8 protein-coding genes and 1 rRNA gene are annotated in these 9786 nt (G+C 35.2%); all 9 read right to left on the bottom strand.

Annotated elements, in window-relative coordinates; genetic code table 11:
- Positions 1-402 (bottom strand): 16S ribosomal RNA (locus tag BN3326_RS13700); the annotation flags it as partial.
- A gap of 482 nt (positions 403-884) precedes the next feature.
- Entirely contained in the window at positions 885-1277 is a 393-nt protein-coding gene (locus BN3326_RS13695) for a 6-carboxytetrahydropterin synthase (RefSeq protein WP_069999814.1), read from the bottom strand.
- Positions 1274-1723, bottom strand: coding sequence for a GtrA domain-containing protein (locus BN3326_RS13690; RefSeq protein ID WP_069999813.1), 450 nt, complete (start codon positions 1721-1723; stop codon positions 1274-1276). Before BN3326_RS13690 ends, BN3326_RS13695 begins: the two co-directional genes overlap by 4 nt.
- Positions 1724-1779: 56 nt before the next feature.
- Positions 1780-3030, bottom strand: coding sequence for a nucleotidyl cyclase domain-containing protein (locus tag BN3326_RS13685; RefSeq protein WP_069999812.1), 1251 nt, complete (start codon positions 3028-3030; stop codon positions 1780-1782).
- Between the two features lie 375 nt (positions 3031-3405).
- Complete coding sequence (locus tag BN3326_RS13680; protein WP_069999811.1) at positions 3406-4167, bottom strand: glycosyltransferase family 2 protein; 762 nt, start codon at positions 4165-4167, stop codon at positions 3406-3408.
- A complete protein-coding gene (locus tag BN3326_RS13675) occupies positions 4160-5530 on the bottom strand; it encodes a TIGR03111 family XrtG-associated glycosyltransferase (protein ID WP_069999810.1) in 1371 nt (456 codons plus the stop codon). The genes BN3326_RS13680 and BN3326_RS13675 overlap by 8 nt, the downstream gene beginning before the upstream one ends.
- Entirely contained in the window at positions 5514-6107 is a 594-nt protein-coding gene (gene xrtG, locus BN3326_RS13670) for an exosortase family protein XrtG (RefSeq protein ID WP_069999809.1), read from the bottom strand. Before xrtG ends, BN3326_RS13675 begins: the two co-directional genes overlap by 17 nt.
- Positions 6104-6727, bottom strand: coding sequence for a Firmicu-CTERM sorting domain-containing protein (locus tag BN3326_RS13665; RefSeq protein ID WP_069999808.1), 624 nt, complete (start codon positions 6725-6727; stop codon positions 6104-6106). Before BN3326_RS13665 ends, xrtG begins: the two co-directional genes overlap by 4 nt.
- Positions 6724-9768, bottom strand: a complete 3045-nt coding sequence (locus BN3326_RS13660; RefSeq protein ID WP_069999807.1) for a 6-pyruvoyl-tetrahydropterin synthase-related protein — start codon at positions 9766-9768, stop codon at positions 6724-6726. Before BN3326_RS13660 ends, BN3326_RS13665 begins: the two co-directional genes overlap by 4 nt.
- Positions 9769-9786: the final 18 nt, after the last annotated feature.

The following is a 9786-nucleotide window of genomic DNA, read 5'->3' as shown; positions in this document are numbered from 1 at the left end:
ACGCGGCGTCGCTGCATCAGGCTTGCGCCCATTGTGCAATATTCCCCACTGCTGCCTCCCGTAGGAGTCTGGGCCGTGTCTCAGTCCCAGTGTGGCCGTTCACCCTCTCAGGCCGGCTATGGATCGTTGCCTTGGTGGGCTGTTATCTCACCAACTAGCTAATCCAACGCGGGTCCATCCTATGCCGATAAATCTTTGAAAGAAAAACCATGCAGTTTTTCTTTATTATGCGGTATTAGCAACAATTTCTCGTTGTTATCCCCCTGCATAGGGCAGGTTACCCACGCGTTACTCACCCGTCCGCCACTAACCAAGAGAGCAAGCTCTCTTAGTCCGTTCGACTTGCATGTGTTAAGCACGCCGCCAGCGTTCATCCTGAGCCAGGATCAAACTCTCATATAAAAGTTTGTCCAAACAGTAGTTAACTGTTTTTTGACTTAATTACTTGTACTTTTAAAGAATATTGCTATTCTTTAAGCACTTGATTCGAACTTGCAATGAAACTTAGTATAAGTTTCTATGTGAAGTTCTTTTGAATCGACTGGTTTTATGGTTACTATTCTATTTTCAAAGTTCATTAAGTGTTGATGCTCAAGCCCTAAGGCTTTTTCGTTTGTGCCGCTAACTAGTGGCGACTTGTATAATATTACACGAGTTTTCTACATATGTCAACACTTTTTTCATATTTTTTATTCTTATTTTTTATATTGCTCCAAACCCTTGATAAATATACATAGATATCTTTTCCAGTATAGAAATAATTTCGGGAAGAGCAGATAAACTTTATCGTTATGAAGAAGTTTTCGAAACTATTCTCCAATCAATAAGGCTATAAGCACTTTTTATACTGTGCTTATAGCCTTATTGATTGAATATGCCTTCTTCTATCTGGAAGCCTGCACTTCTTTAACCTCATCAGAAATATCAATAATATAAGACCTTGTAGGCGTTTCACTGACTTCAATAGATAAAAGAAGCCACCTTTTTTCAAATAATAGTTGCTGCAATGTTTCTTTAAAGTAGTGGCTGATATTTTCAAGCGTAGGATTTAAAGTTGTAAAAGGCTCAACTTGATTAATAGATACATCCTGAAATCTATGCAGATACTTTTCAATATCTTTTTCTATAGTATCGAAGGCAATGAAATCATCTTTAACTTTAAGCGTATGCATCGTAATCTCCCACGTATGGGGATGTTCTTGCCCCAGCACCCCATTGATATAGATCGCATGGGTTGCATTAATATAAAACTTAAACCTATATTGATTATACTTCAAAGTGCTACATCTCCTTTATGCTTAGCCGTTTTTTCCACAAGATGATAAAGATATTTTCTCATAAAATACAAAACAAAAAATGGAACGATTAAAGAGACCCCCTTACTAAATAAGAAATTAAGTTCCCTGGATAAAAAATAAAATACATACTGATAGCATAGACTGATGAGCCCGCCTGCCAAAAACAAACCTACTACGAAGGTACCTATATAAATTAAGAAACCTAAGAGGCCATAAGCCGCATTAAAAATAGACTTTGATGCTAATACATAATGTATAAAAAAGCCCAAAATTACTCCTGTTGTATTGGCATAAACTAAGCTGACGTCAAAATAGCTGATTAGAAGCCATACCAAACCACCATCAATAACCGCTGCTAAAACTGAGTAAATAAAGTATTTTATAAGAGGATTATGCAAACTTATGCGCCTTCTAATACTATTCATAATATCCCCCTTCTATTCTGAATCTTTTATCTACGTCTTATTAATTTTGCTTCTGCTTAAGCTGAGTAACCCGAAAACTGTCCCATCTCCTTGTATGTTTCTTCTTGATACGTTTTATTAATAGTTTTTTCTAAGGTCTCCCATATACTTTCATCTTCTTGATTTTGGGTCGCCATACTCAATTTTATGCAAGCTTCCCTATTGTCCCTTAAATTAAATGCTTCTTTAACATCGTCAATAAACTTTTGGGCGAGTTCTTTATCCGCTTGGAGCATCACTAACACCAATTCATTTTGATTAAGACGTGCTACGATATCAGACTTTCTGCTCTTTTCCCCAACTAACTTTGCTACGTCTTTTAATATCTCCTCTGATAAGACACTTTCATCTGTATCTGATGAAGAAGTTAAACTTATTCTAATAAAAGTAAGCGGTAAAAATGTTTCTATATTAAGTTTTGTCATAAGATTATCAAAAAATTCCCTGTTATAAACTCCAGAAGCCAGATCGTAAATACTAGCTGTTTGGGTAACCTGCTGCATAGCATTAATCTGTGTACTAAACTTTTCGATCTGTAGATTTTTATTTTTAATTTCATTTTTAAATCCATTTGCTTTTTTAGCTGCATCAAAGATATAAATTGAGAACAAGATGCTTAATACGACGATACCTAACGCTATGAAGGTTCCCAACATATAAATTCTTGTAAAATGCTGTGGTATGCGCAGTGTCGTTAGCATATATGTTTCTAGCGTTGCTATACCGATTATATATTGTGCCTCTCCTGCATTTAAAAAGGTCCATGCAAGCACTTCTTTACCTTTGTCACTTTGCTTTATCACCGTTGCTGTTCCGCTTATACCCTGATTCATAAGCTGCTCCGCAGCCTCTAGATCTTGTCCGCCTTCATATCTCCACTTATCAAATAGCGCATTTATACTTTTATCTTGATATTTTTGTGTCGTTGAAGCATCTTTTTCAAATAAAACGCCTTCCCTGTCATAGAAAAATATATACTGATTGTGAGAATTAACTTGCGTCTTAATAATCTCATCAATAACCTTTGTTTCGGCTATTTTAAAAGTGTTTTTATCTTCTGCCACAGCATCTGCAAGAAGTTGTTCTGCTTCTTCTGCCAGCCGAGTTACCTCCATCTGCTGCTCATTTGCAAAGACTTCAACCAATGTATTTTTATGATCATTCATTTGGTAAACCAAAAGTGTCCCCAACACTATAATGAGTAAAGTTACCACGCTGCAGATGCTAAATATTTTAAATAAATACTTTTCTTCCTTATTGTTTCTCATCTTTATCCCTCCCCCTTGTATAACCTTAAATCTATAAGATTAATGAGCCTATTTGTCTCCAACATAGGGTCTACGTCCTTTTAATAAAACAAAAACACCTATGATCTTTCCTGCTGTTAATAAGTCATAAAACCCATCGCACAAGAAGTTTACATAAATGTTTGTTGTCTTTATTATATCCTTATTACACGCGATAATCAAATTTCTAAATAGATTATATTTTTACTTTTCACCCACAAAACTATTTTAAAAATATAAACTTGACCCTATCAAACCTATGATATTCTTGATGTTTAATTATGTCACACTGAACACTTTAAAATTTCCACTTTAAGAAAATCATATAGAAATTGGTAAACTTTCAAATCTTTCCTATCAAGTTTTAATTCTTTTAAGCTTTATAACTAACTTCATGCTATTAATAGATGTTCTGATGATTTTCATTTTGCTATCCCCTTGTTTGAAATCATATCTAAGTTCAAAAGGCACCTCTGCGAAAACAGCACCACAAGCATATAGCTTGTACAAAAGCTCCGTCATACAGGCAAATCCACTCTCTTCGATCATCTGATCTTTAAACTTATCTTTTAATTTCTCTAAAATAGTCCTTTTATAAAGTCTATAGCCACAAGTATAGTCCCTTACCCCTTTTACATGTAAAGAGGTCCCATAAACCCTCTTGGCTGCTTGGCAAGTAAAGCGTCTTAGTTTTGAAAGCCCCCGAACCGATGCACCCTCTTGATATCTTGAAGCGATAACGACATCTGCATGGGTTTCTTTTTGTTTATCTATCATATCGCGTATATACTTAGGATCATGGGTATTATCACAGTCCATAAAACAAATGTATTCACTATTAGAACTATTTTTCAAAACATATTCTATGCCCGTTTTAACAGCCATCCCAAGTCCTTGATTAACTGGATGATTAATAAGCTTTAGATTATCATAATCTTCTTGTAATCTTTCAGCTATAACCTTTGTTTGATCTACACTTCCGTCATTAATAATAACAATTTGCAAATCAAGCTGATAATGTAATTTTAAAGTACTTTTATAATTTTCCCATTTTTTAATCAGTTCAATAATGTTGCCCTCTTCATTGTAAGCAGGAAGCATAACTGTTATTTCATTCATTATTAACCCTCTTTCTTATACGACGTATAATTTGAAGCGCATAGTCGAAATCTCTTTTTGCTATGGTCGTGAAAATTTTATATTCTTCTTTTAAATTCAATGTTTTCCACTGTCTTTCTCCTTTGATGCTATTAATAATGCCTGCAAATCTTATCCAAAAGATGATAAAGTTAAAAACAGGCAGTAGAAAAATCATATAAATCCTTGAAGTGTAATAGATTCTAACGGCTTCATAATTTCTAAGATACATGCTTATATTCAGATAAAATAAAAAACCTGAGAAAACATATAGCAAATAAATGATAAATACTGAACCTATAACAAGCTCAAAGGGATAGTTCATAAATACCAGAAAAATCAGTGCAAAATACCATATCAGTCTTGGAAAAGCAAAAGTATGATCATATATAAGCAACCTAATCATAAAATTACTAAAAAACCCTTTAACCGCTGACATCTTATGTTGCAAAAACATATGTGAAACTTCTATTTCTCCCCGCTGCCACCTTTGTCTTTGGGTATAGAGCTTGTTAAAATCTTCAATGGGATCTACAAAAAATAAAGCTTCTTCACATAAATGCACATTCTTTTTTAATAGATGCCGCATCTGAAAAGTAATCTGAGTATCTTCACAAACCGTTTCACTGTTATAAAGCTGGGTTTTTAAAACGACTGATTTTCTAAAAGATGAAAAAGCTCCGGATACTGTATAAATACTGCCTAGCTCCGACTCAAAATTTCTTCCCGCCAAAAAAGCTTGTGCATATTCAAAAAACTCACAGTCTCTTAGGATACGTAAAAATAAACCTTTGGTCTTTTTAATATAAACGGGATCAACTAAGATAACACCTGTCATACAATGTATGTCCTGATTTTGTTCAAAGCGTATAATCATATTTTTAAGCGCATCTTTTTCAAGCTGTCCATCGCTGTCAATATGAATAATATACTTGCCTGTGCTATTAAAAAGTGCCATGTTAAGTGCCTTAGATTTGCCTTGCTTAGAATTTAAATAACTCATAGATAAGCCTTCAAAGTGCCTCTGAGCTTGGGTAAAAATCTCGAAGCTATTATCACTGCTCATATTATCTACTAGTAAGACATCTATAAGTTCCATAGGATAGTTTGAGTGATAAATTGATCCCAAGCATGCGCTCAGGGTATCTGCTGAATTATAGACGGGTACAATGACTGTAATCTGAGGGAGTTTTCCTTTAAAAGCTTCTCTTTTTATAAGAAACTTCTTTTTAAGAAGTATAAAAAACCCTCCAATAGCCGGAATAATCTCCATAATGAATGGAATAATAATCCATGCCATCCAGAAAATCATCGTTCTTAACGTTCTGCTAAATATCATCTCCATACGAAACATCTCCTATCTTTTGCCTTTTAATCTGCGCTTTAGTAAATACATGAAAATATAAAATGATAGATAATGTATAGAAAACAATTCTGCCAAACAATGTATGCGCAAAATAAAAAATGTTATTGCCATAGTAATATACCAAACTACAGATTATAAAAAGTCTCAGTACATTGGACATGAAGATCCAAAAAGCCCCTAGGATGCAGCCTGCTATTTTTTCTAAGATATTGTAGACTGGAAAGAAGCAAAGAAGCGAAATAAAAGCTAGAATCTCGATAACTCCTGAACATTCGTAATCTATATAAAGTGATATTGTTTCTTCATTTCTAGAAATCAGAATAAGCGAATACTCATGGAATGTCTTATAATAACCTGTTGCATCCCCAATAATTCCTGCTGCAATGGTTACTAATCGACTCAATAGGCTCACTAAATAAGGCTCAAAAAACGTCATTAAAAAAAAGAATATCCCCACAGCCCCAAAAACAAACTTAAAAAAATGCAATTTCCCTCTATTAAAGACTGTCATTAAATAAAGCCATAGAATAAATACGCACCCTATTAAAATACTCATACACTTGGTCTTCTCTTTCTTTTATAAATCATAGCCCCTACTATAGCCACTACCCCACTGATAACTAGTCCCATGTATGGCCGGGTGCTTCCCGCCTCAAAAATAACTGATTGACTTCCTAAATTTGGAAACTCTAGCCTTAAAGTAAACATCTGGTTATTAGTATCTTGCCTAAAGGTAGATAAAGGTATACGAAATTCTCCTTGATCACTGGTTTTTCCATCCTTATTATCCCCCCTTACAACGTAACCATCGGCTGTTAAAATGAGGTAGCCTCCACTCGTATCAACAATACTTATCCTGCCTTTACTGGGGGTATCAGGCGCTAGTGCTAACTGCCTCCTTGATCCTTGATCTACATAATATACTATTTGATAGTAGTTTAAAGCTTGGCCTCCTCGAGTACCCATTTTGATATACAAATATAAATTGTTATCATCCATATGCCATTTTAAAATATGCACTTGCCCCTCATTGTTCCATGGGTATTTTAATTCTGAAGCCGGTTTATCTGACCAGTCATCAAAATGCCCATCAAGCACTACATTAACTGGGGCACCATGGGTGCTCTTGGCACTCATAATTATTATCAGGAAAATTATGCTGATGATTTGCTTCATTTAGACCTCCCCTTCTTGTTGGTAATAACAAATACCCCTATTAATGCAATAATGCCCGCTAAAGAGACTATTGTCCCTTCCACTAAATAAGGATAAGTAATTTTAATCAATGTCTGTCCACGGTTTAAGTGTAAAAGATTATTTTTCTTAAAGATGGGCTTAGTGCTTTCATAGGCATCTAAAAATGCAAACGTTGTATTTACATTATCTTCTGGCACATCAATCATCAGATCATTTTTATCCCGTTTAATCTCTAGACTTACAAGCCTCCTCTGAGGCACCCAAGAAGGTTCTATCCCTATTGCTTCATTAAGCAGCTGCTGTATTTGCGGGTCTTGATTAAACATTGCATGAAACATGAGATTAAAACCTACGAAGATAATATTTTCATGTTGATTGTTTCCCATAAAAGCCAGTTTTTGATTCCGTATCCACGAAAAACCTGTGACGCCACTCAGATTATCTAAATAAACTGTATTCCAGTCTTGATACTCTTCTTTAAACTGTGTGCTTTTATAAAGCTTATTGTTAAAAAATAGATCTCCAAAGTTATTATGAAAGGTAATAGGCTGTGCACTTACTCCCAAAAACGTTATTCGGTTAGTCCCGAGGTCTACTGGAATCTTATTCATATCAATCACTATTTTTACACCTTTACGGCTTAGATTAATCAACATCTTTTCAGCTTTTAGGCGATTATTGTATCTAAAATCAGATAAGTAAATAAGTTTATATTGACTGAGATCTTCTAGGGTATAGTCTTCAACATTCCAAGATCCTCCGATTTCAAAATACGGGTATTGAAGCGGAATTTCTGTAGCAGAACGACCTATACATAAACCTTCATAGTGTGTAACAACGCCAAATGCACCTTCTACTTGTCTACGAATAATATAGCTCTCATCTGTTTCTGCATATAAGGCATAGTCAGATATCCTAGCCGCATGCAACATATCATCCCACTTGTTTTTAGTTTGTTCTAAAGAAGCTTTTCTTATAATGATCGTATCGCATCCCATTTCTATAGCCCGATCAAACATATAGGTATAATAGCCTTTTTCCACTGCGGAATTTAAAAGCACGATATTCTTAGCAGTAGCTGCTCCCTGCCAAGCCCATCCATAAGCATATTGAACCTTCTCGCCTTCTCCGCCAAGGTAATATGAAGGGAATGAACCAAATAAGCTATTATCCAAAAGTAAAATCCTTTGCTTAGTAATAGGCTTGGTCATATCAAGCACGCTTGTAATCTTTGGAGGTTTTTCATCCGTATATAGGGGGAGATTGAAAGATAAGCTGCTATCTAGTGCAATCAAAAGCAGCATTGTCAGTACAATAGATCTTTTACAAGTCTTCCAAGAAATCATCCCTATAATAAAAAAACTATAGGCCATAGGTGTAAATCGCATCATCCACAAAAGCTGGTTAAGAGGTAGTTTAATCAGAAAAGGCACAAAAGCTGTTGTGGTTCCTAAAAAGATAACGAGAGTAGCAATAAATCCCGGCTGACTTTTTTTATGTGAAAGCAACACCCCTATAAATGCAATGATCACAATTGATAAGCCATAATAAAAATAGCCTGTACTTCTTAGTCTTAAGAAGGGATTTAAAGAAATAGTAAAGGGTATACTCAGTGCCCTCATAACCTCTGAAGTGGCTTCACTATCCATCGCTACAAGCCCTCCACGAAGTGCTGGATAAACCCAAATACCACAAACTGCAAAAGTTAGCAGCATAACAATTATAATTTGAAAAGATGCCTCTGCTTCTTTATGCATAATCGTATAACATAGTAAAAAAATAAACGTTGCAATACCTATCATCGCCGCAATCATTAAGTGACTTGTAATACTTAAAATCATGATGAGAATAACTCCTATAGCAGCCCTTTTATGCTTATGTTCAACAAACTCCCATACAAAAAACATCAGATAAGGAAGTAGCATCGTAATAACTATTCTTGGAATATTTCCCTCTGAAAAAATCACTCTTGCATTATCCGGCATAAAGAACCACAGCATCCCAAAGGCTAGTGAAAGAAATATTCTATTTTCTTTAATCCCCCATGCCAGCCACCCACAAGCTCCTATGAAAAAAGTCATGCCAATAAATAAAAGATAGCCACCTGCTATACTCCCCCCTACTAAAGCCTGGCATCCTGCTAAAATATAATAAGGAACGGGTCCCCAGTATCTAAAAGGCTGTATGCCGTTATACCAAAGTTCTGTAAAAAGAGGATATATGTTTCCGTTCTTTATTCCTTGATATACGAGATCTGCCTTAAAAATATGTCCATATATATCAGCACCCCAAGGCCCTCCCTCTACCTGGCTTACATAGAACATTAGAACTATTGTACTTATGGTTAAAAAAACAAGGGCAAGTATGGTCTTAAACCCTAAGCTACACTTTACACTGCTTGATGTGTTATTTTCTATACTGCCTGTCATGTCTCCTTGTAATCTATTTTTTGAAGATCCTTGTTCCCTCATATCACTTCTGTGACTTTTATAGGTATCATCAAAGCCTGTTAGTTGAGTTTGTTTTATTGGTTTTAACGGTTCATCTTCTATTTGTGACTGCTGCAGTTTCAGTGCTTGACTCACTACTTCTTCTGTTGCTTTATCAAGCATGCTTTGCATAAGTAACTGAGTAAGCATTGTTTGATCTATCCTATTTTCTGGGTGATTCACAATATATATTCTTGAAGGCGTTTCACCGATTTCTAATTTCACAAGCTTAAATTGATGGGCTTCAAGCCGTACATATAGCTTTTCGAAAAATACAGTCCCCATATTCTCAAGAGTAGGTTCTATCTGATCAAAAGGCTTTATTTCTCCGAGTTCTCTGTGTTCGTAGGAGGATAGAAACTGCTGAACTAAATTTTCAAGTTCATCATATAAGATTAATTCTTCCGCAAATGATTCTACAAATAATGTGATTTCAAAAGTATGAAGATGTGAAGCTGTAGGCCGGTGATTAATAAAGATACTATGCGATGCATTTAAATTAAACTTATACTTATAACCCTTAAATTTCATCTTAGCCCTCACCTCCTC

The organism is Cellulosilyticum sp. I15G10I2 (assembly GCF_900095725.1).
In the GTDB taxonomy this organism is placed as follows: domain Bacteria; phylum Bacillota; class Clostridia; order Lachnospirales; family Cellulosilyticaceae; genus FMMP01.
Note: the sequence above shows the minus strand (reverse complement) of the source record. Positions and strands in the feature narration are given on the sequence as shown.